Origin of the sequence: Devosia sp. Root413D1 (assembly GCF_001425235.1) — a bacterium.
Lineage (GTDB): Bacteria > Pseudomonadota > Alphaproteobacteria > Rhizobiales > Devosiaceae > Devosia_A.
Map to the genome: position 1 here is coordinate 549,655 of NZ_LMEA01000008.1, position 20,384 is coordinate 570,038.

The 20,384-nt window shown below is 66.2% G+C and carries 20 protein-coding genes; 4 read left to right on the plus strand and 16 right to left on the minus strand.

Features of this window, described 5'->3' with window-relative positions:
- Positions 1–23: 23 nt before the first annotated feature.
- From ASC89_RS11170 to ASC89_RS11180, 3 genes are read left to right on the plus strand one after another with little or no spacing between them, the layout of a single operon-like run.
- On the plus strand, positions 24–1,769 hold the full coding sequence (locus tag ASC89_RS11170) for a type I secretion system permease/ATPase (RefSeq protein WP_082533301.1): 1,746 nt from the start codon (positions 24–26) through the stop codon (positions 1,767–1,769).
- Positions 1,759–3,072 carry an HlyD family type I secretion periplasmic adaptor subunit gene (locus ASC89_RS11175; protein WP_055997673.1) on the plus strand — a complete coding sequence of 438 codons (1,314 nt, stop codon included), beginning with the start codon at positions 1,759–1,761 and terminating at the stop codon, positions 3,070–3,072. Before ASC89_RS11170 ends, ASC89_RS11175 begins: the two co-directional genes overlap by 11 nt.
- Positions 3,073–3,096: 24 nt before the next feature.
- Positions 3,097–3,561, plus strand: a complete 465-nt coding sequence (locus tag ASC89_RS11180; protein WP_055997675.1) for a hypothetical protein — start codon at positions 3,097–3,099, stop codon at positions 3,559–3,561.
- 127 nt (positions 3,562–3,688) lie between these two features.
- Here ASC89_RS11180 and ASC89_RS11185 read toward each other — a convergent pair whose 3' ends face one another.
- Together ASC89_RS11185 and ASC89_RS11190 are read right to left on the minus strand one after the other, a co-directional pair.
- Positions 3,689–4,840 (minus strand): ester cyclase, encoded by a 1,152-nt coding sequence (locus ASC89_RS11185; protein ID WP_055879205.1) that lies wholly within the window; start codon positions 4,838–4,840, stop codon positions 3,689–3,691.
- Complete coding sequence (locus tag ASC89_RS11190; protein WP_055879204.1) at positions 4,837–5,577, minus strand: alpha/beta fold hydrolase; 741 nt, start codon at positions 5,575–5,577, stop codon at positions 4,837–4,839. Before ASC89_RS11190 ends, ASC89_RS11185 begins: the two co-directional genes overlap by 4 nt.
- A 264-nt stretch (positions 5,578–5,841) precedes the next feature.
- Between ASC89_RS11190 and hisD (ASC89_RS11195) the strand changes: the two genes are divergently transcribed.
- Positions 5,842–7,128, plus strand: a complete 1,287-nt coding sequence (gene hisD, locus ASC89_RS11195; protein WP_055997678.1) for a histidinol dehydrogenase — start codon at positions 5,842–5,844, stop codon at positions 7,126–7,128.
- A gap of 72 nt (positions 7,129–7,200) precedes the next feature.
- Here the strand turns inward: hisD (ASC89_RS11195) and ASC89_RS11200 are convergent, their stop codons facing one another.
- The 14 genes from ASC89_RS11200 to ASC89_RS11260 all read right to left on the minus strand — a co-directional run bounded on the left by ASC89_RS11200 (position 7,201) and on the right by ASC89_RS11260 (position 20,364).
- Positions 7,201–7,551, minus strand: a complete 351-nt coding sequence (locus ASC89_RS11200) for an endonuclease domain-containing protein (RefSeq protein WP_244488439.1) — start codon at positions 7,549–7,551, stop codon at positions 7,201–7,203.
- A 94-nt stretch (positions 7,552–7,645) separates the two neighbouring features.
- A complete protein-coding gene (locus ASC89_RS11205; protein WP_055997684.1) occupies positions 7,646–8,347 on the minus strand; it encodes an RraA family protein in 702 nt (233 codons plus the stop codon).
- Between the two features lie 46 nt (positions 8,348–8,393).
- Positions 8,394–9,434 (minus strand): cupin domain-containing protein, encoded by a 1,041-nt coding sequence (locus tag ASC89_RS11210; protein WP_055997688.1) that lies wholly within the window; start codon positions 9,432–9,434, stop codon positions 8,394–8,396.
- A 49-nt stretch (positions 9,435–9,483) separates the two neighbouring features.
- Complete coding sequence (locus ASC89_RS11215; protein ID WP_055997691.1) at positions 9,484–10,572, minus strand: LacI family DNA-binding transcriptional regulator; 1,089 nt, start codon at positions 10,570–10,572, stop codon at positions 9,484–9,486.
- Positions 10,557–11,321: an SDR family NAD(P)-dependent oxidoreductase gene (locus tag ASC89_RS11220; RefSeq protein ID WP_055997694.1), complete on the minus strand. Its 765-nt coding sequence runs from the start codon at positions 11,319–11,321 to the stop codon at positions 10,557–10,559. The genes ASC89_RS11215 and ASC89_RS11220 overlap by 16 nt, the downstream gene beginning before the upstream one ends.
- A 1-nt stretch (position 11,322) precedes the next feature.
- Complete coding sequence (hisD, locus tag ASC89_RS11225; protein WP_055879185.1) at positions 11,323–12,648, minus strand: histidinol dehydrogenase; 1,326 nt, start codon at positions 12,646–12,648, stop codon at positions 11,323–11,325.
- An 86-nt stretch (positions 12,649–12,734) separates the two neighbouring features.
- On the minus strand, positions 12,735–14,114 hold the full coding sequence (locus ASC89_RS11230) for an amidase (protein WP_055997697.1): 1,380 nt from the start codon (positions 14,112–14,114) through the stop codon (positions 12,735–12,737).
- On the minus strand, positions 14,111–14,263 hold the full coding sequence (locus ASC89_RS28475) for a hypothetical protein (protein WP_156384577.1): 153 nt from the start codon (positions 14,261–14,263) through the stop codon (positions 14,111–14,113). Before ASC89_RS28475 ends, ASC89_RS11230 begins: the two co-directional genes overlap by 4 nt.
- Positions 14,263–15,321, minus strand: a complete 1,059-nt coding sequence (locus ASC89_RS11235) for an ABC transporter ATP-binding protein (protein ID WP_055879180.1) — start codon at positions 15,319–15,321, stop codon at positions 14,263–14,265. The genes ASC89_RS28475 and ASC89_RS11235 overlap by 1 nt, the downstream gene beginning before the upstream one ends.
- Before the next feature lie 5 nt (positions 15,322–15,326).
- The gene (locus ASC89_RS11240) at positions 15,327–16,211 is read right to left on the minus strand and encodes a carbohydrate ABC transporter permease (RefSeq protein ID WP_055879177.1); all 885 of its coding nucleotides are present in this window, start codon (positions 16,209–16,211) and stop codon (positions 15,327–15,329) included.
- A gap of 2 nt (positions 16,212–16,213) precedes the next feature.
- The gene (locus ASC89_RS11245; protein WP_055879174.1) at positions 16,214–17,245 is read right to left on the minus strand and encodes a carbohydrate ABC transporter permease; all 1,032 of its coding nucleotides are present in this window, start codon (positions 17,243–17,245) and stop codon (positions 16,214–16,216) included.
- Between the two features lie 72 nt (positions 17,246–17,317).
- A complete protein-coding gene (locus tag ASC89_RS11250; RefSeq protein ID WP_055997700.1) occupies positions 17,318–18,553 on the minus strand; it encodes an ABC transporter substrate-binding protein in 1,236 nt (411 codons plus the stop codon).
- Between the two features lie 273 nt (positions 18,554–18,826).
- Positions 18,827–19,258, minus strand: a complete 432-nt coding sequence (locus tag ASC89_RS11255) for a GNAT family N-acetyltransferase (RefSeq protein WP_200940442.1) — start codon at positions 19,256–19,258, stop codon at positions 18,827–18,829.
- A complete protein-coding gene (locus ASC89_RS11260) occupies positions 19,255–20,364 on the minus strand; it encodes a Gfo/Idh/MocA family protein (RefSeq protein WP_055997703.1) in 1,110 nt (369 codons plus the stop codon). The genes ASC89_RS11255 and ASC89_RS11260 overlap by 4 nt, the downstream gene beginning before the upstream one ends.
- Positions 20,365–20,384: the final 20 nt, after the last annotated feature.

Sequence of the window (20,384 nt, forward strand, 5' to 3'; positions counted from 1 at the left end):
TGCGTACGAATGGGCAGGGCGCGATGCCCACGCTTCTTGGGCTGGCTGCGAAAGCAGCCGGCCCGATTGCTGCTTTCACGTTGGTGAGCTTGCTCTCCAACCTCATCATGCTGGTCGGCTCGATCTTCATGCTGCAGGTTTATGATCGGGTGCTGCCGAGCCGGTCGCTGCCGACGCTGTGGGCGTTGGCCCTGCTGGTGGTCGGCATGTACGGGGTCTATGCCATCGTCGAGGTGGTGCGGACGCGGATGGCGGCGCGCTTTTCCGCGCTGGTCGATGCGACCGTTGCGCCATTAGCGTTCCAGGCGGGGATCCGGGCAAAACTCCTGAGCCAGACCGGGCCGCAGGCCGATCCGGTGCGCGATGTCGATTCGGTGCGCCAGTTCCTCGCCGGGCCCGGGCCGATGTCGCTGTTCGATCTGCCCTGGCTACCGGTCTATGTGGCAGCGATCTTCCTGCTGCATCCGCTGCTCGGCTGGGTGACGGTGGGCGGTGCGGTGGTCATGACGCTGCTGCTGGTCGCCAACGAGCTGCTGTCGCAGCGGCCTTCGAAGGACGTGGCGGTGGCCACCGCCCGGCGCCAGACGCAGTTCGACGATGCGCGCTCCAGCGCCGAGTCGGTGGCGGCGATGGGGCTGATGCCGGCCATTGTCGCGCGCTGGAAGGGCGCCAGCGCCGAGCTCAACCAGGCGCAGCGGCGGGCCGGCGACAGCAGCGGCCTCTATTCGGCGCTCACCAAGTCGTTCCGCTTCCTGCTGCAATCGGCGGTGCTGGCGGCGGGCGCCTATCTGGTCATTCGCAACGAAGCCACCGGCGGGGTGATGATCGCTGCCTCGATCATTTCGTCGCGGGCGCTGGCACCGATCGAACAGATCACCGGGCAATGGCGGGCCTTCGTTGCGGCGCGGCAGGCCTGGCGTCGCCTCGCCAGCGCGCTTTCGGCGACCCAGACCCGGCAGCCGGAGGTGACGCTGCCGGCGCCATCGCACAGCCTCAGCGTCCAGCAGCTCGCCGCGGGGCCGAGCCGCCAGGCGGTCATCGTGCAGGGCGTGACATTCGAGCTCCAGGCCGGTGAGGCCGTGGGCATCCTGGGGCCATCGGGCTCCGGCAAATCCACCGTGGCCCGTGCGCTGGTGGGCGCCTGGCCGGTGTTGCAGGGCGAGATCCGCCTCGATGGGTCCGAACTCAGCCATTTCGATGCCGATAGGCTGGGCCGGCATGTCGGCTACCTGTCGCAGCACGTCGAACTGTTCGCCGGCACCGTCGCCGAGAACATCTCGCGGTTCCAGCCCGACGCCGACGAGCAGGCGCTGTTCGCCGCGGCGACGGCGGCGCAGGTGCACGAGCTGATCGCCTCGCTGCCCAAGGGTTATGAAACGCTGATCGGCGAGCGCGGCACCGCGCTCTCGTCGGGCCAGCGCCAGCGGATCGGGCTGGCACGGGCGCTCTATGGCAATCCGTTCCTCATCGTCCTCGACGAGCCGAACTCCAATCTCGATCCCGAGGGCGACCAGGCGTTGACCGAAGCGATCAAGGCGGCCAAGGCGCGCGGCGCCATTGTCGCCATCGTGGCGCATCGGCCGAGCGCCATTCTCGCCGCCGACAAGGTGCTGTTCATGCGCGGCGGGCGGCAGCAGGCGTTTGGGCCCAAGGACGAAATCCTCGCCCGGATCGCGCAGCCGCCGGCGGCGACCAAGCCTGCGGCGGTAACGCAACCTGCTCCGGCGACCAAGCAGAGAAGCATAGCCGTGGTGCCCAATGTCCAGTGATAGCGCTGAGGCCCAGGCCAGCAGCAGTCTCAAGCGACATTCGGCCTTCGCCGTCGGGCTGACCGTCGCGGTGGTTGGCGGGCTCGGCCTCTGGGCCTCGCTGACTGAGATTGCCGGGGCGGTGGTGGCGAGCGGCACGGTGGTGGTCGAAGGCGGGGCCAAACGGGTGCAGCATCAGGAGGGCGGCATCGTCGCCGAGATCCTGGTCGAGAACGATGAGCTGGTCGAACAGGGCCAGTTGCTGCTGCGGCTCGATGGCACCTCGGTCGAGGCCTCGCTGGCCGTGGTTGAGGCGCAGCTTGATGACATGCTGGCGCGGCGTTCGCGCCTCGTGGCGGAAGGCAGTAATGCTGCTCAGATGCAGCATCCATCGGCTCCCGGCTGGACCCCCGGCCAGGGCTTCGAGGCTGTCTACGCCGAGCAGGAGCGGCTGAGACAGTCGCGGGCGCTGTCGCTGGAAGGCCAGCAGGCCGGGCTCGAGGAGCAGGGCGAGCAGCTGATGCAGCAGATCGCTGGCCTTGGGGCGCAGCGGGCCGCGCTCAGCACGCAGCTCGAGGTGCTCGAGGACGAGTGGCGCGGCCTCAACGAGCTGCTCGATGACGGGCTGACCAATGTCGGCCGCACCAATGCCAACAAGACCCAGCGCGCCGGCATCGCCGGCGAGATCGGGCGGATCGATACCGATATCGCGGCCGCGAGAGCCTCGATCGCCGAGCGCGAGATCGCCCATGCGCAGCTGCGCGACGCGTTTCAGGCCCAGGTGCTTGAGGAATTGCAGCAGGTCAATGTCAGCATCGCCGAGTTGCTGCAGCAAAAGATTGCCGCCGAGGATCGGCTGCAGCGGCTGGAGCTTCGCGCGCCGCAGCCGGGCATGATCCACGAGTCGAAGGTGCAGACGGTGGGCGGCGTGGTTTCTGCCGGCGAGACGCTGATGCTGATCGTGCCGGCCAATCCCGACATCGTGGTCGATGCCCGGGTCAGCCCGATGGATGTCGACAAGGTGGCGGAACGGCAGGAGGTGGTGCTGCACCTCTCGAGCCTCGATACCCGCACTACGCCGGAGCTGATGGCCTCGGTCCGCGCCATTTCACCGGCCACCTCGGTCGACCCGACCACCGGTGCGTCCTTCTACACGGTGCGGATCTCGGTCGGGAGCGAACAGTTGGCGCTGTTGCCGGCAGGAACGCGGTTGGTCCCGGGCATGCCTGCCGACGCCTTCATCGAGACCGGCAACCGGACGGTGCTCAGCTACCTGATGAAGCCGCTGCTCGATCAGGTGATGCACACGTTCCGCGAGGATTGACGGGGCGCGGGACCCACCTATCTGATGCCCTCCGACAGCCAGGACATTCGCCCAAAAGTGCACCATCCGTTGCGAATTCAACCACTTGGTCCAACCTACGCTGCCTATGGGGCAGTGCTGCAACTGCTTGCCGCCTACGCCCCGTTTGCCGGCTTCCGCCTTGACCAGGCCAGCGCGATCGTCAGGGCGCAACTGAAGAGCGGGAACCACATCGCGGTATTTGCAGCCGACGACCAGTTGGTCGGCTACCTGGGGTGGATCCACACCAGCCCCGCAGCGGCGGAACGCTGGGTCAAGGATCTAGGCGAGCTGGAGACTGTTCCAAACGGCGAGGCGCTGGCCATCACGGTCGTCGTCAGCACCACGCCGGCTGCTACCGAGATGATGACTCGTCGATGCCGGGAGCTGCATCGGGGCTATCGAGGCTACTTCATACGCACCTATGGCGACGGCCGGGAGTCGACGAAGCGGTCGGTGCTCAGTCGGTAGGCGTTCGTCCCAGCGCGGGATAGTGCTGTCGTATCGCTGAGCACCTGAAGTCCGTTGTTTCTGGAACTGTGCTTTGCCCCGGTGCGAGGGGCGCTGACGCCCTCGCACCCAGCTCTATCCCAATGCCTTACGCGGCCGCAGGGGCGTCGGTCAGCTGGGCCAGCTTCACCTGGGTCAACAGGCTCAGCTCGTCATAGACGGTCCACTCGTCGACGATCTTGCCGTTCTTGTAGTGGTAGTGGGTCATGCCCATCACCTGGACGCGCTTGCCGGTCGGGTGCTCGCCGAGGCTTTCGAGGATGCCGTAGCCGAGGTGGTGGCCCTCGATGATCCAGCGCACGGCGACCTTGGTGCCGCCCTCTTCGCTGGGCACCGAGCAGATATATTGCGGCATATAGGCGGCGTCGGGCAGCGAGCCGACCAGTCCCAGATGCTGATGGATCACCGCGGCGACACCGTAGAGCTCCTTCATGTTGGGGCCGTGATACTGCACGGTCGGGGCATAGATCTCGCTGATCTTGCCGAACATGCGCTTGTTGAACACCTCGTGGGTCCAGCGCAGCGTCTCGGCCTCGAGGTCGTTGTTGGCGATCGAGGTGTCGGCCTCGGTCTCGGGCGGATACTGGCCGAGCAGGCGCCGGTTCTCGCCGATATCGAGGTTGGTCTGGCCGCGGTCGAGTGCCGCCTTGGCGAAGCGCAGCGCGAAGGCATCGAGGTCGAGCCCGAGCTGGCGGATGATCGCCGCGGTGTCCGCCACCACCCACTCGCGGTAGATCTTGTTCCTCAGGATCATGCAGTCGGCGATGGTCCGCGATACGAACGGCCGGCCGGTGGGCTGGCCGAGATGGCCGAACTGCGTGTGGCGGCCCGAGCCGGTGACGAGGTGCGAGGTGTAGAACCCGTCCTTGTCGTTGCCGTTCCAGATCACCTGCGTGGCCATGCCGCGGCGCTCGGGGAAGCTGACCAGCCGCTGGATGGTGTCGCGCACCACGTCCTCGCGGTTGTAGATCGTTCCCATAGTGCCGTAGAGCACGCAGTTATGGGTGTAGTGGGTGTAGATCAGCCCGATATCACGCTCGTCCCAGATCTTGTGGGTGCAGCGCACGATGTAATCGACGATGTCGGTATAGACCTCGTCGAAGCCGTCGAGCGACTGGCTGCGGGGCCGGTCGGTCGGCGTCAGCTCGGGATAATCGCGCCGCTCCACCTGCAGCACCTGCTCCTTGGGGGTGTCGATGCGGGCAATGCGGGCGGTCTTGGCCTTGTCGTCGTCGCTCATGAGAACTCCTTGGAGGCGATGCTGTTCGGTTGGGCGGGAGCGGCCAGCCATTCGGCCAGCAGCTGCGCGGTGATTTCCGGTTGATCGAGGGTCAGGTAGTGGCCGGCGCGGTCGACAATGGCGAGGCGGGCGCCGGCAATGCCGTCGGCGATTTCGCGGCTGAGTTCGGGCGGGCAGACGCGATCCTCCGCGCCACAGGCGACGAGCGCCGGCACGGAGATGGCGGTGAGGCCCGGTCGCCGGTCGTCCCGATTGATCGATATTTCAATCTGCTCCTCGAAGGTGGTGAGGAGGGTGCTGGTGGCCATGGCCTCGAGCTCGGCGCGGAGCCCCGCGTCGTCACGCCGCCAGGCCGGCACCGAGTTGTCCCAGACGTCGGCAATGTGACCGGCCGTGCCCTCCTGCGCTGCCTTCGCCACGGCGGCGCGGCGAGCGGCGGCGCGTTCGGCTGGCATGGCGCGGGCGTTGCAGCCGAGGAGCGCGACCCGCTCGACCCGATCCGGCGCCTGGGCCACCACCTCGAGCCCGACAATGGCGCCGAGCGAGAACCCGAGCAGGGCAAAGCGGGGCGGCGCCAGTTCGAGCACGCGCCGCGCCATCTGTGGGGCGCTCAGTTCGCCCGCCATCTCGACCGTGTAACGCTGGCGGCCGAGCGCCGAGGTGGCCGCGGCGAACACCCGCTCGTCGCAGAGCGTTCCAGGCAACATCAGCAGGGGAGCGCCAGCTGTCGTCAGCATCCGGGCATCCTAACGCCAAACCCGCGAGGGCGCTGCGGCAACCTCGGGTCGCGGTGAATCTCGGAACTCTGGCGCATCGCCGTCGGCATCTGTTCTTCCGGGTCGGGGGAGCCGATAGCGAGGCCTACGAAAGGCCGATCGGCGTCCGCGAAGAAAACACTGGCAAATACTGCATACGTATGCAAGAGGTTTCTGCGTCGGGCCGACAAGGCTCGAAACACCTGCGAAACCACGCTTTCACCTTCAACCGGAGGCCGCTTCCTCATGTCCGATTCAACCCGCGCGCCCTCGGGCATCAGCTACGTCAAGGCACCGTCCCGCAATCAGGTGAGCGACAACGCTCCGGTCGAGGCGTTGGTCACCGAGATCATCAGCAATGTGCGCGAGCGCGGCGACGCGGCGGTGCGCGACTACAGCCAGAAGTTCGACAAGGCCGATGTCGCGGTGTTCGAGGTGACGGCGGCCGAGCGCGAGGCGGCGCTGGCCGAACTCGACCCGCAGACCCGGGCCGATACCGAATTCGCCATCGCCAATGTCCGCCGCTTCGCCGAGGCGCAGCTCGCAACCATCCTGCCGCTCGAGATCGAGACGCTGCCCGGGGTGCACCTCGGCCACCGCGTCATCCCGATCGAGCGGGTCGGCTGCTACGTGCCGGGCGGCCGCTATCCGCTGCTGTCCGCGCCGATCATGACCATCGTGCCGGCCAAGGTCGCCGGCGTCGATGAGGTGATCGCCTGCCTGCCGCCCAATGCTCACAAGGCAATGATCGCCGGCTGCCACCTCTCGGGCGCCGACCGTATCTTCCGGATCGGCGGGGCGCAGGCAATTGCCGCCATGGCCTATGGCACCGAGAGCGTGCCGGCGGTCAACAAGATCGTCGGGCCCGGCAATGCCTTCGTCAACGAGGCCAAGCGCCAGGTGTTCGGCCCGGTCGGCATCGACCAGCTCGCCGGCCCCTCGGAGATCTTCATTGTCGCCGACGCGACGGGGGACGCCGAAATGATCGCCACCGACATGCTGGCACAGGCCGAGCACGATGTGCGCACCCGCGTCGGGCTGATCACCATCGACCGGGCCCTGGCCGAGGCGACGCTCAAGCAGGTTGAACGCCAGCTCGAGACGCTGTCGACCGCGCCGGTGGCCGGGGTGGCGTGGAAGGACTATGGCGAGATCGTCGTCTGTGACGATGAAGCAGCGCTGATCGCCTATTCCGATTATGTCGCCGCCGAGCACCTGCAGGTGCACACCGCCGACTCACAGGCGATGGCCAACAAGCTCCGTAACTACGGCTCGCTGTTCATCGGGCAGTTGGCCAGCGTCGTCTACTCCGACAAATGCGTCGGCACCAACCATACGCTGCCCACTATGGGGGCAGGGCGCTATACCGGTGGGCTATGGGTGGGCGCCTATGTGAAGATCGCCACCCACCAGTGGCTCGACGAGCGCGGGGTGAAGGCGGTCGCGCCGCCGGCCGCCCGCCAGAGCGCCAGCGAGACACTCGAGGGGCACAGGCGCGCGGCGCAGCTGCGGCTAGATCGGATGCAGGGGTAGGGGACTTCTGAGTTTTGCGCCGAGGCGGACAGTCGGCGAACCTCTCCCGCTTGCGGGGGAGGGGGACCGCCGTCAGGCGGTGGAGGGGGGTGCCCCACGCGCGATAGTTGCCAGCACCACCGCCGGCCTTGCGCCGATCTCGTCAACGGTAAAACGGATCACTCTGATCCCTTCTTTCGCCAACCACGCGGTTCGTCGCTGGTCGCGTTCAGTTCGCTCCTGGTGCATCGGGCCATCGACTTCGACGCAAAGCTTGGCCGCAGCGCAATAGAAGTCGAGAATGTAGGGGCCGATCGGGTGCTGGCGGCGAAAGTATAGTCCGAGCTCCTTGCGCCGGAGCAGAAACCATAGGGTCTTTTCCGACGGCGTCATGACGCGCCGCATGTCCTTCGCCCGCTCGCGAATGAAGTCTGGTGCCCGCAAGATCAGCTCCGCGCGTGGCGCTCCCCCCTCCACCACGCTAAAGCGTGGTCCCCCTCCCCCGCAAGCGGGAGAGGTTCGCCGACTGCGGAGCTCGTCACTTAATCCCGTCCGCCTCCAGCCAAGCCGCCCGCAGCTTTTCCACCGTAAACCCCGGGGCTCTGGCCGCGCGCAGGATCGGCTGCTCCTTCCGAACCACAATGTCGATGGCGGCCGGCATCTTCTCGATATGCTGGGCCGGGATCACCACGGCGCCGTGCCGGTCGGCGTGGATCAGGTCGTCCGGCTTCACCGTCATGCCGAACACCGTCACCGGGACGTCGAGCTCGGTGACGTGGACGAAAGCGTGGCTGGGGCCGACCGAGCCGGCGATCACCTGGTAGCCGGGGTCGAGCATCCCGAGGTCGCGCAGCACGCCATTGGTCAGCGTACCGGCAAGTCCCAGGCCCTTGTGCTGGGCCACCTGCATCTCGCCCCAGAAGCCGCCGATGCAGTGCGGCCAGTCGGTATCCTCGATCACCACGACGTTCGGGCCGGCGCCGGCCGAGACGTACTCGTAATAGGCCATGCGCAGGGCCCGGACTTCGGCAGCCGGCTTCTGGGCCGGCGACGAGGCGCGGATCTTTGCGGTGCGGGCAAAGCCAACCACCGGCGGCAGGCTGGGGTCGGCCGAGACTGTCGGACTTTTGGTAAAACCCTCGGCGGTGCGGCCGCCCATCACATGCTCCAGCGCATTGCAGACGGTGGGGGTGTCGTTGCGGCGCAGCACCGCGAGCGTTTCGGCTGAGATGGCCGGCATCAGGTTCTCCCGGGAGTGAAGGGCGGGCGCGCGGCCCGCCTTGAGCCTATTCCGCTGCGACACGCCCCTCGGCGAACACCGGCGCGGCGGGCGCGGCGGCGCCGCGGATGACGAAGGCGATGGCATCGGCCGAAGCCGGGTTGCGATAGCCGTGCATGAGGCCGATCGGCACAGTCAGCGTGTCGCCGGCGCCAAGGATCAGCTTGCCACCATCCCAGTTGAACTCGAGCGTGCCGGACTGGACGAAGATCACTTCCTGCTCCGAGCGCGAATGCGCGGGGATCGTCGCGCCGGTTTCGAGCTTCAGCCGGCGCAGGGCAAAATCGTGCCGCCAGTGGCCGATGATCGGGCCGGCGGCAAAGCCGTCGCCAGCATCGACGTCGCCGATCAGCGCGTCTTCCTCGACCCCGGGGCCCGACAGCGGCGAGTTGGGGTTGGCCCGCATATCTGCGGCCTTGACCGCATATTTTGCCAGCTCCGACATCGGCGGCGTTGCCAACTCCCTGAGCTTTGCCGCGTCAGGCGGCTGCTCCATTTCTGCGCCCTCGGGCACCTTTTCGCCCAGCGTCGTATCGATCAGCTTGCCGCCTTTCAGCAGCTTCAGCCCGAAATCCTCGGCCATCTTGAACACCGATGGGGCCCAGACCACCTTGCCCGGATCATCGTGGCCGAGCACGACGAACAGAAAGCCCGTGCCTTCGTCGCGCTTTTCGAAGCCGCGGAACATGTGGGTTGGCACCGTCGCCACGTCACCGGGCTCGACGTCGATATAGCCCTCGTCCTTGTTGGCGCCGAAGACGAAGCGCCATTTGCCGGTGTGCACTACGAAGGTCTCGGCGGTGAGGTGGCTATGCTGGCTGTTGGTGCAGCCGAAGGGCTGGCGCGCCGCGCCGATGTTGAAGCCATGCGCCTCGGGGATATGCACCACCTGCGCCGGGTTTTCCGAGACGCCCGGCCCGATGATGGTGAAGTTCTCCTTCCGATCCGAGCCCGGGGTGCGGGCATCGATGAAGGCGTTCTTCAGGCCCTTGAGATCGGCATAGCGGACGAGGCGCTTCTCCATCGCCTCCAAGGTCCAGTCGCTCATTGGAATTTCCTTTCCTTTTCAGATGCATTCGTATGCACAGCGCGCGCCATCAAAGCGGGACTCTCTTAGTTGCCGCCGGGCGGTACAGGCGCTGGCCATCGACCTCGAATATGCCGGCCTTAGGCAGGCGAGCGGAGCTGCGGACGATCAGTTCGCCGGGCAGCACCTTGTGCTGCGGCTCGATCTCGCCCGAGTGAATCTGGTCCATCAGGATATCGACCGTGGCTTCGACCATCGGCTCGATCGGCTGGGTAACCGAGGTGATGCCGTAGCTCGGCCAGCGGGCCGGTCCGACATCGTCATAGCCGACGATCGACAGGTCCTCGGGGATCCGGAGGCCGAACTCATGTCGAGCCACATCCATCACCGCCACCGCCATGTGGTCATTGGCAACGAAGATCGCCTCGGGGCGATGGGGCAGGGCGAGCAACTCGCGCGCTGCGGCCTCGGCCTCGCTGCGCGAATAATTGCCGGTGCGGATTTCGATCTCGGTGATGCCATGCGCCGCCAGCGCCTCGCGGAAACCGCCGAAGCGGTCGCGATTGGTCGAGGAGTTCTCGAGTCCGGCGACATAGCCAAAACTCTTGTGGCCACCGGCGATCAGGAACTCGCCGAGCAGCCGGCCGCCTTCGTGGTTGCGCGTGGTGACCGACGAGGTTTCGTCGCGTTCGGTGGTGCGGTTGAACAGCACCACGGGGATGCCGGCCACGGCGCATTCGGCGGCAAGCTCGGAGCTGAGCGACGTCGAGGCGAGGATGATGCCGTCGACGCGATACTGCATCAGCTGGTCGAACACCGGGTCGCTGTCGCGGTCCTTGAAGCCGGTGAACAGCAGCATGTGATAGTTCTCGGCCGAGAGCCGCCGGCCCAGTTCCTCAAGCACGTCGGGGTAGAACAGGTTCTCGAGATAGGCCATCACCACGGCGATGATGCGCGATCGGTTGGTGATCAGCGAGCGGGCAATGGCATTGGGCCGATAGCCCAGCTCCTTGGCGGCGGCCAGCACCTTGGCCCGGGTCTTGGGTGAGATCGATGCGCCGGGCGTGAAGGTGCGCGACACGGCGGACTGGCTGACGCCCGCGTGCTCGGCCACCTGCGACGAGGTGACTGGCGCCTTCTTGGTTATTCCGCCGTCCATCCGCCATCCACCATCAATGCCGAGCCGGTAATCATCGCCGCCCAATCGGAGGCGAGGAAAACCACTGGTCCCATGATGTCCTCGATCCGCCCCAGCCGCCCCAGCTTGATCTTACCCAATACCCAGCCACGAAAATCCGCATCGCTCAGGTTTTTCGCCGTCATCTCGGTTTCGATGAAGGTCGGGCAGATCGTGTTGACGCGAATATTGTGTGGTCCCAGCTCGATGGCCATGCCCTTGCTGAGGCCTTCCACCGCAAACTTGGTGGCCGAATAGACCGCCCGACGCGGCGCCGACACATAGCCCATCTGCGAGGAGATGTGGATGATCGAGCCGGGCCGGCCGGTTTCGACCAGCCGCCGCGCCACCGCCTGCGAGACGAACAGCAGCGCCTTGAGGTTGAGCCCGGCCACCGCGTCGTAATCGGCCTCCGTTACGTCCAGGAATTCGCCGTGCCGCGCGCCACCGGCGCTGTTGACGAGAATGTCGAAGGGCGGGCTCGCGGCGATCAGCTCGGCGCTTGCCGTGAGATCGGTGACATCGAGCGCGGCGCCGGCGACATCGAGGCCGGCTTGCCGCATCTCGGCGACCACCGCTTCGACGTCGGAGGCAGTACGGGCGGTGATGGTCACCGCCGCGCCAGCCTCCGCCAGCGCCACCGCAGCGCCCAGCCCGATGCCGCGCGTGCCACCCGTCACCAGGGCGCGCTTGCCGTCGAGCCGGATGCTGGGGGTGCGCGGCAGGCTCATCTTACTCGGCGGCCGCCTTGGGGCTGGCGGCGGTACCGTAGGGAACGTTGCGCCCGCCGTAGCGGCGGACCCGGATATTGCCCTGCTCGGCATGGCCGGCAAAGCCTTCGAGCATCGAGAGCCGCGAGGCATATTCACCGACCATCGCCGAGGCTTCGTCGGATTCGACGATCTGCCAGGTGCAGGTCTTGAGGAACTTGCCCACCCACAGCCCGCCGGTGTAGCGGGCCGCCTTCATGGTGGGCAGCGTATGGTTGGTGCCGATGACCTTATCGCCATAGGCGACATTGGTGCGCGGCCCGAGGAACAGCGCGCCATAGTTCTGCAGGGTATCTCGGAACCACAGGTCGCGATCGGTCATCACCTGCACGTGCTCCGACGCGATGCGGTCGGCGACCTCGACCATTTCCTCATAGCTGTCACAGACGATCACCTCGCCGAAATCCAGCCAGGATTGCCGCGCCACTTCGCCGGTCGGGAGGATCTTCAGCAGCCGCTCGACATAATCCATGGTGTCGCGCGCCAGCTTCTCGGAATTGGTGAGAAGGATCGCCGGGGAAGTCGGGCCGTGCTCGGCCTGGCCGAGCAGGTCGGTGGCGCAGAGTTCACCATCGACGGTTTCGTCGGCGATGACGAGGGTCTCGGTGGGGCCGGCAAACAGGTCAATGCCGACGCGGCCGAACAGCTGGCGCTTGGCTTCCGCCACATAGGCGTTGCCGGGGCCGACCAGCATATCGACCGGCTTGATGCTTGCGGTGCCGATGGCCATGGCGCCGACCGCCTGGATGCCGCCGAGCACGTAGATCTCGTCGGCACCGGCCATGTGCTGCGCCGCGACGATCGCCGGCGCCGCCTTGCCGTTGAATGGCGGAGCGCACGTGATGACGCGGCCGCAGCCGGCGACCTTGGCGGTCAGCACCGACATATGGGCCGAAGCGAGCAGTGGATATTTGCCGCCGGGGACGTAGCAGCCCACCGAGGCGATCGGCACGTGCTTGTGGCCCAGCGTCACGCCGGGCAGGGTCTCGATCGCCAGCTCCTGCATGGTGCCCTTCTGCGCCCTCGCGAAGTTGCGCACCTGGGTCTGGGCGAACCTGATGTCGGTCAAGTCCTGCTCAGAAAGCTGCGCGATGCAGGCGTCGATCTCGGACTGGCTCAGACGATAGTCGGGGCGATCCCAGCCGTCGAACTTGCGGGACAGCTCGCGCACCGCGTCGTCGCCGCGCTTCTCGATATCGGCGAGGATGGTCTCGACCGTCAGGCGCACCTGCTTATTGGCCTCGGCGCGCTCCTCGACCGTCTTGCTCTGCTTCAACCAACGCGCCATTGCCCGCTCCCGCACTGCTTCTTGAGTTGTTGTGTCACATTAGCTACCGTTGCATACGTATGCAACGAAGTAAAGTCGCAGCTTACTCAGGCGGGCTGCAAATCGATATCAGACCTTAGGGGAGGGCGCTGCACTGCGTGGTCGGTGGCGTTTTCGAACGCCTGGCCGATGGCGCAGATGCCGGCTTCGTCGCCCAGCCGGCCGACCACCTGCATGCCGAGCGGCAGGCCGGCGGTAAAGCCGATCGGCAGCGCCAGCACCGGGTTGCGCGTCAGGTTGAACGGCAGGGTGCGCATGTGCGTCCATACCGAAGTTTCTCCGTCGAAGGCGGAAAAGGGCAGGGCGGGGGTGAGTGTATTGACGGTCACCAACGCGTCGAACCGTCCGAAGATTTCGGCCTCGATGCGGCGGGCCAGCTCGTCCGCAGCGCGCCGGGCGAGGGCGACATCGTCGGTACTGAGGCTCAGGCCGCTCAGCAAGTTGCGCCGGGCCAGCACGCCGTATTCGTCGCCGCGGCTGCGCAGCAACTCGGTGTGCACCGCCAGTGCCTCGGCCTGGATGATCACCGCACCGGCCGCCTCGAAGAGGTGATAATCCGGCAGCGAGACTTCCTCGATCCGCGCGCCCCGCAGCGACAGGGCCGAGACAGCATCGTCCATCGCGGCGATGACTGCCGGGCTCGTTGCGGGGTCGTTGGCGAACCACGCGCGGGCATAGGCGATACGTCGCCCTTCGATCCCCTCGGCAAGCCGCGCCGTGGCGTTGCAGCCGTCGGCGATGGCGTCGAGCGTCAGGGCCGCTTCTTCGACACTGGCGCTGATCGGCCCGACATGGTCGAGCGACGGAGAGAGCGGGAAGACGCCGGCGCGAGAGACGCGGTCGTAAGTCGGCTTCAGCCCGACGACGCCGCAATAGCTGGCCGGGCTGCGGATCGAGCCGCCGGTATCGGTGCCGATGCTGGTGCGCAGCAAGCCGCCGGCCACCGCGGCGGCCGACCCGGAGGACGAGCCGCCGGTGATGTGCTCGGTATTCCAAGGGTTGCGGGAGGCGGGGAAGGGCAGGTCGAAGCTCGGTCCGACCAGCGCGAACTCATAGGTCGTGAGCTTGCCGAGCAGCACCGCTCCGGCGGCGCGCAGCCGCTCGGCGACGGCGGCGTCACGGGCCGGGACATGGGCCGCGAACAGCCGCGAACCTGAGGTGGTGCGGATGCCCGCCGTGTCGATCAGGTCCTTGAGCCCGATAGGGATGCCGTGCAGCGGCCCGCGGTCGACCCCTTCACCGAGCTCCCGGTCGGCCCGTGCGGCATCCTCCAGCGCCCGTTCCGCCGTCATGGTGACGAAGGAATGGTAGCGCGTGTCGCGCGCCCCGATCCGAGCGAGGTGAGCCTCGACCAGCGCCACCGCGGTCAGCGAGCCATCACGCAGGCGCGCGCCGGCAGTTCCGATCGAATAGTCAGCAGCACTCAACGCAGCAGGTCCGATTTCCTCAACAGCGCCATGCAGCCCTCGAGCCAGCGGGCTCCGGCGAGCACCGCCGGCAGTTCGGCGGGCGCAATGGCGATCCGCTGCTTTCTAGCAGCTTCTGCGAGGTCTGCGCTGCTTGGCGTGTCGTACATCAGGCGGCCGCCTCGATGCGCTCGCCGCTGGTGCGGTCGAACAGGTGGCAGGCGCCTGGCGCGATATTGGCCCGCACCAGGTCGCCGATCTGGGCGCGATAATCCTTGGCAGTCTTGATCGATACCAGCTCGCCGCCGGCCCGCATCGAAATCATCGTGGCTTCGCCGAGCAGTTCCACCGAATAGATTGGCGCGGCGACGTTGCCGCCTTCGCCGGCGAGCGTCGCATCCTCGGCTCGGAAGCCGAGCGTCACCGGGCCCTTTGCCCCACGGGGCAGGCCGGCGACTTCGATGTTCTCGCCGCGAAACACCCCGTCGGCGATGTCGCCCGGCACCAGATTCATCGCGGGCGAGCCGATAAAGCCGGCAACGAAGGTATTGGCGGGCCGATCGTAGATCTGCATCGGGGTGCCCACCTGTTGCACCACGCCGCGGCTCATCACCACGACGCGGTCGGCCAGTGTCATGGCTTCGATCTGGTCATGCGTCACGTAAATGGTGGTGGTCTTCAGCGTGTGGTGCAGGTTCTTGATCTGCGCCCGGGTCGAGACGCGCAGCTTGGCATCAAGGTTGGAAAGCGGCTCGTCCATCAGGAAGGCGTTGGGTTCGCGCACGATGGCGCGGGCCAGCGCCACGCGCTGCCGCTGCCCGCCCGAAAGGGCGGCGGGGCGGCGCTCGAGGAACTCGTCGAGCTCCACCATTTTGCTGGCGCGCATCACCCGCTCATGGTGCTGCTCGGTCGGCACTTTCCGCACCTTCAGCGGAAAGCGGATGTTCTCGTACACCGTCATGTTGGGGTAGAGCCCATAGCTCTGGAACACCATCGAGATGTCGCGGTCCTTGGGCTCGAGCTTGTTGACCAGCCGGTCGCCGATCCAGATCTCGCCGTCGCTGACATCCTCAAGCCCGGCGATCATCCGCATGGTGGTGGTCTTGCCGCAGCCCGATGGGCCGAGCAGCACCAGAAACTCCTGGTCGGCGATATCGAGGCTGAATTCCTTGACGCCGACGAAATTGGTCCAGCGCTTCGACACGTTCTTGAGTTGGATCCGGGCCATCGGGATCAGCCTTTCACTGCGCCGGCGGTGAGCCCGCTGACGATCTGGCGTTGGAAGAAGAGCACGAGAATGAATAGCGGCACCGTCGCCGAGACCACCGCGGCCACCGCGTACATGACATTGCCCTGTTCCTGCACCGAGCCAAGGAAGCTCGAGATCTTGGGCACCATGGTCTGGTTGTCGGCACTGAGCAGCATCGAGGTGGTGGCGAAGTCGTTATAGGCAAGCAGGAAACTGAACAGCCCGGTGGTCACCACGCCTGGCCACATCACCGGGATGATGACGCGGCGGAACGCCTCGAAACGCGAGCAGCCATCGACCATGGCGCTCTCATCAAGATCCTTGGGGATCGACAGGAAGAACGAGTGCAGCATCCACAGCGTGAACGGCTGGTTGATGGCCACGAGGACGATGATCGAGGTCGGCAGTACGCCCCAGATGTTGAGCTGGAAGAAGGGGAGGAGGTAGCCCGAGACCAAAGTGATGTGCGGCATGGCGCGGAACACCAGCGCCGCGATCAGGATCCAGAAAGCATAGCGCTGGCCCGAGCGGGCGAGGGCATAGCCGCCGAGCGTTCCGAGCGTCAGCGAGATGATGGTCACCGACACCGTGACGATCGCGGTGTTGAACACGGCGCGCCAGAATTCGCGCGTTACCCAGGCACCGTAGTAGCCGTCGCCGGTGAAAGCCGAACCCGTCTCCTTGATAGTGTTGGTGCCGAAGATGGCGTTCCACCAGCTCTCGCGGGAGAAGAAGTCGACCTCGACCTTGAACGACCCCCACACCGTCCAGAGGAACGGGAAGGCGGCGAGGATCACCCACAGCACAATGAAGGCGGAGACGATCAGCTTGAGCGGCAGCGGGCGCCGGAGCGCGATGGAGTCCGACATCGTCACACCACCTTGTGGTTGAATTCGCGCCAGGTGCGTACCAGCACCGGCAGCAGCAGGATGACCACGCCGACAATGGTCAGCACCGAGGTAGCGCCGGCCGAGCCGAACAGCTGGGCATCGCCCGAGAGGTCGTTGAAGATCATCCAGCTCAGCGAGGTGGCATTGGCCTCGGCCGAGAACCCGACGATCGGTTCGAAGACGCGGAAATTGTCCATCAACTGCACCAGGGCGACAAAGGTCGCGAGCGGCGCGAGGTGGGGCATGATGACGAAACGGATGCGCTCCCAGCGCGAGGCGCCGTCGATCATCGCCGATTCCAGCGTATCGGCCGGCACGGTCTGCAGCCCTGCATAGAACACCACGAAGGAGAACGGCGCATTGGTCCAGATGCCGTAGAACAGCAGCGACAGCCAGGTCAGCAGCGGCGAGGCGCGCAGCGACAGGCGCGGATCGTTGAAGATGTCCTGGATGGTGGCGCCGATAATGCCTTGCGGGTGGATCATCCAGTAAAGGATGAGCGAGCCGACCAGCGGCGTAATGATCATCGGCAGCAGCGAGAAGAAGATCACCGGCCCCTTGATGAAGCGGGGGATGGTGTTGACCGCCAGCGCGATCAGAAAGCCCAGCGCCATGGCGAGCGGCGTCACCACGAAGCAGAACACCAGGGTGAAAGCGAGTGCCTTATAGAAGGGCAGGTTGTAGATGCGGGTGAGGACGTCGGCGAGCCCGCGGTTATCGGCGAAGATGGCGCCGAGCTCGTTGACCGCCAGGTGCCCGCGGTTGAGGTAGGTGCCGAGCCCGTTGAACTGGCCGAGCGGCTGTTCCTGTTCGAGCCTGGCGGTCGCGTCGGCGTCGACCCGCACCTCCTTGGTGCAGCCGCCGAACGGCTGGCAGTTCTCGACTTCGACGAGGATGCGCCCGTGTTCGACATAGAATGATTGCACCACCACCGAGACGATGGGCAGGGCGATGAACAGCACCATCGCGATCAGCGATGGGAGAATGAAGGCGAAGAATGTCTTATGCGGCATCGAGCGCCTCCAGTTCGGCTGACAGAAGTCGGGAGAGGCCGGAGAACGGTGGCCTCTCCCGATGAACCGGGCTTAGAGGAAGCCGCCTTCCTTGGCGGCAGTGTCATAGGCCGCCTTCACGTCGGCAAGCGCTTGCTTCGCATCCTCCTGGCCGGCCATGAATTCGGCGAGCTCGGCCGAGAGCGCTGTGTGCAGCAGGCCCACATAGGGCTGCATCGGGTAGGCACGGGCGCCACCGGTAGCATTGGCGATGACGCCGACCGCTGCTGGGCCGGGGGTGTAGCCCTTGACCAGCCAGGTGGCGACGGCAGCGTTCTTGGCCACCATATCCGGGCTGATGCCGTGCACCATGGCGCGGAACGAGGCCTCGGCATCTTCGTCCGAGATGTTCTTGGCGATGGTGAAGCCATCCCACCACAGCGCGGCGCCCGGGATGGACTGGCCGGCAATGGTCGGCGCGGCGGCGAGCACGGTGTTGGCGACGACGCCGTCGGCGGCGCCTTCGGCATCCAGCGTGGCACCGGCAAGCGAGCCCCACTCGTTCATGATGGCGACCTTGCCCGCCTCGTACTCGGCCTTGATGCCGTTGGCGTCGAAGGTGAGGTAATCAGGGTCCATGTAGGCGGTCATCGCCTTCATGGTCTCGAGCACCTTCAAGCCATTGTCGTTGTCGATGGCGAGCTCGGCGCTGCCGGGGGCAAAGAACTCGCCACCGGTGCCGAGATAGGCGTTGACGAACTCGGCGGCGAGATCCCAACCCGGCTTCACGCTGGCGGCCGGCGGGGTTTCCATCAGCCCGGCATCCTTGATCGCCTTGGCGGCAGCGAGCACGTCGTCCCAGGATTTGGGCGCGGCGACGCCGGCCTTGTCGAGGATGTCCTTGCGGTAGAACAGGTGCTGGCCGTTGCCCATGAAGGCGATGGCCATGACCTTGCCGTCGATCTTGATCAACTGGTTGGGTTGCAGGTCCTGGCCATACTTTGCGACCAGGTCGTCGAGCGGCCGGATCAGGTTGTCGTTGAGCAGCGGTACGATCGAGTTGTTGGCGACCACGGCCACGGTGTACTCGGCCGGATTGATCGAGAGTGCCGGCACCTGCAGGTTCTTGTGCTCGGCAGTGGCGTTGGCGGTGACCTTCACCGCATCGGTGGCGCACTCCTCAGCCGTGCTGTTGACGAGGCGCAGCGCCTCGAAGTCGTTCGACAGAATGCGAACCGAACCCGCGGTGACCCCGCAATCGGCAAACGCCGCGCCTGCGCCTAGACAGAGCGCCGCGATGGACACGCCGGCCGCCAGAAAATGCTTCATCTCGTCTCTCCTGTGTTCACCGGGCTGTTCCTCATGCCCAGGTGATGTTCTCCCGCGCAGGAGCTGCGACAGACCCGAGGGACGAAGGAGCGTTTCGGGGTCGCCGTGCCTGCGATGTGCAAACGCTATGACAATTTTGCATACGAATGCAAATTGATTCTGCATACGAATGCATGGCGGTGTGCGGCTGTGGATTTTTGCTTTGTCCATCAAGCCATAAGGGGAGGGCGCGACGTCGACAACTGCCGTGCGAGCAGCCGGCTGAGGCCACCCTCAGCGCAGCGTCTTGCTCATGTGCCGATGCGGGATCGTCACCTCGATGAACTCGTCACTGTCCACGGCGTAGCCCTGCCGCTCGTAAAAGCCGATCGCGGTGCGGCGCGCCGCGAGCCCGATATGACGCACCCCGAGGGCGCGGGCATGTGCCTCGAATGCCTCGAGCAAATGTTCGCCGACACGCTGGCCCCGCATATCCTCGGCAACGGCCATCTGGCGCAACTTGACGCTGTCCACGCCCTCAGGCCTGAGCATGACGACACCGATAAGCCTCGCATCGCGATAAGCGGCGAACAGGGTATCGCCGGCTTCAGCGGCAATATCGGCAGCGGTGAAGTCGAGCCCCAGTGGCGTGCGCAGCACGGCGCGCCGCAGCATGAGGGCATCGTCCCAACCCGGGGTGCCGAGCGCGGGGCGGGTGATGGTCACCGGCCAGCTGGCCTCCCAACGCCGACTTCGACCCAACCCCGTTCGGCGTTCGAGAGGAGGGCCGCATCGACCAGTTGCTGGGCCCGCCAGCCATCCTCGAAATCCGGCGCGGGTCTTCTGCCGGCGCGGATGGCCGAGACGAAGCCGCGCACGCCGATCGGGGTGGTGTTGTAGACGCTGAGCGCATCGGCCGGGTTGGCGGCGCCATAGAACTCGGCCGGCACCTCTAGCGGCACCGTCTCGCCCCCGGGCCTGAAGCTTTTGAGGCTGAGCTTGGCTCCCGACCCGAACAGCACGTGATCGAGTTCGAGCGCGCCATTCTCGCCTTCAACGCGCAACAGGTGCTGCACGATGCGGTCGCTGTCGTGGCTGACATTGGTGACGTCGACGATACCTTGGGCGCCGCCGGTATAGCGAAAGGTCACATGGGCGAAGTCGTTATTGCTGGGCCTGCCCTCGTGGCCGGCAATGGCGCGGCGCGACACCGCCGTGCCGAGGTCGGCGCTGACGCTGGCGATTTCCTCGCCGGTCAGCCAGCGCGCCAGATCGAACAGATGCGAGCCGAGGTCGCCCAGGACACCGTTCGCTCGGGCCGGGTCGAGCCGCCACTGGTACTTTCCGTCATGGGCGAAGTTGGTAATGAACGACAGGTGCGTGCGATAGATCCGTCCGAACGTGCCGGCCTCGATCAGCGCCTTCACATACTGAAAGTGCGGCTGCCAGCGCCAGGTGAACAGCACCATGTGACTGACCCCGGCCCGCTGAGCCGCGTCGAGCATCTGCCGGGCGTCGGCGGCCGAGTTGGCCAACGGCTTTTCGCAAAGGACATGGAGGCCCCGCTCGATCACCGCGAGCGTCACCTCCTTGTGCAGGTCGTCGGGCACCACCACGGCCACGGCATCGAGATCATCGCGCGCGATCAATTCGCGATAGTCGCGGTGGATGCCCTTGATGGCGAAGCGCTCCGCGAGCTCGGCCAGTCGCGCTTCATTGCGTCCGGCGAGCGCCACAAGCTCGACGTCGTCATAGTCGCGCAACGTATTGAGATAGAGCAGTTCGGCCCAGCCGCTCGTCCCGATCACCCCCAGGCGCACCCGATCTGCCATATCCTGTCCCTCAAGGTCAG

Bases quoted from the DNA above. Each gene is read 5' to 3' on its own strand.
- ASC89_RS11170 (WP_082533301.1), top strand. From the start codon at position 24: ATGCCCACGCTTCTTGGGCTGGCTGCGAAAGCAGCCGGCCCGATTGCT.
- ASC89_RS11175 (WP_055997673.1), top strand. From the start codon at position 1,759: ATGTCCAGTGATAGCGCTGAGGCCCAGGCCAGCAGCAGTCTCAAGCGA.
- ASC89_RS11180 (WP_055997675.1), top strand. From the start codon at position 3,097: ATGCCCTCCGACAGCCAGGACATTCGCCCAAAAGTGCACCATCCGTTG.
- ASC89_RS11185 (WP_055879205.1), bottom strand. From the start codon at position 4,840: ATGAGCGACGACGACAAGGCCAAGACCGCCCGCATTGCCCGCATCGAC.
- ASC89_RS11190 (WP_055879204.1), bottom strand. From the start codon at position 5,577: ATGCTGACGACAGCTGGCGCTCCCCTGCTGATGTTGCCTGGAACGCTC.
- hisD (WP_055997678.1), top strand. From the start codon at position 5,842: ATGTCCGATTCAACCCGCGCGCCCTCGGGCATCAGCTACGTCAAGGCA.
- ASC89_RS11205 (WP_055997684.1), bottom strand. From the start codon at position 8,347: ATGCCGGCCATCTCAGCCGAAACGCTCGCGGTGCTGCGCCGCAACGAC.
- ASC89_RS11210 (WP_055997688.1), bottom strand. From the start codon at position 9,434: ATGAGCGACTGGACCTTGGAGGCGATGGAGAAGCGCCTCGTCCGCTAT.
- ASC89_RS11215 (WP_055997691.1), bottom strand. From the start codon at position 10,572: ATGGACGGCGGAATAACCAAGAAGGCGCCAGTCACCTCGTCGCAGGTG.
- ASC89_RS11220 (WP_055997694.1), bottom strand. From the start codon at position 11,321: ATGAGCCTGCCGCGCACCCCCAGCATCCGGCTCGACGGCAAGCGCGCC.
- hisD (WP_055879185.1), bottom strand. From the start codon at position 12,648: ATGGCGCGTTGGTTGAAGCAGAGCAAGACGGTCGAGGAGCGCGCCGAG.
- ASC89_RS28475 (WP_156384577.1), bottom strand. From the start codon at position 14,263: ATGTACGACACGCCAAGCAGCGCAGACCTCGCAGAAGCTGCTAGAAAG.
- ASC89_RS11235 (WP_055879180.1), bottom strand. From the start codon at position 15,321: ATGGCCCGGATCCAACTCAAGAACGTGTCGAAGCGCTGGACCAATTTC.
- ASC89_RS11240 (WP_055879177.1), bottom strand. From the start codon at position 16,211: ATGTCGGACTCCATCGCGCTCCGGCGCCCGCTGCCGCTCAAGCTGATC.
- ASC89_RS11245 (WP_055879174.1), bottom strand. From the start codon at position 17,245: ATGCCGCATAAGACATTCTTCGCCTTCATTCTCCCATCGCTGATCGCG.
- ASC89_RS11250 (WP_055997700.1), bottom strand. From the start codon at position 18,553: ATGAAGCATTTTCTGGCGGCCGGCGTGTCCATCGCGGCGCTCTGTCTA.
- ASC89_RS11260 (WP_055997703.1), bottom strand. From the start codon at position 20,364: ATGGCAGATCGGGTGCGCCTGGGGGTGATCGGGACGAGCGGCTGGGCC.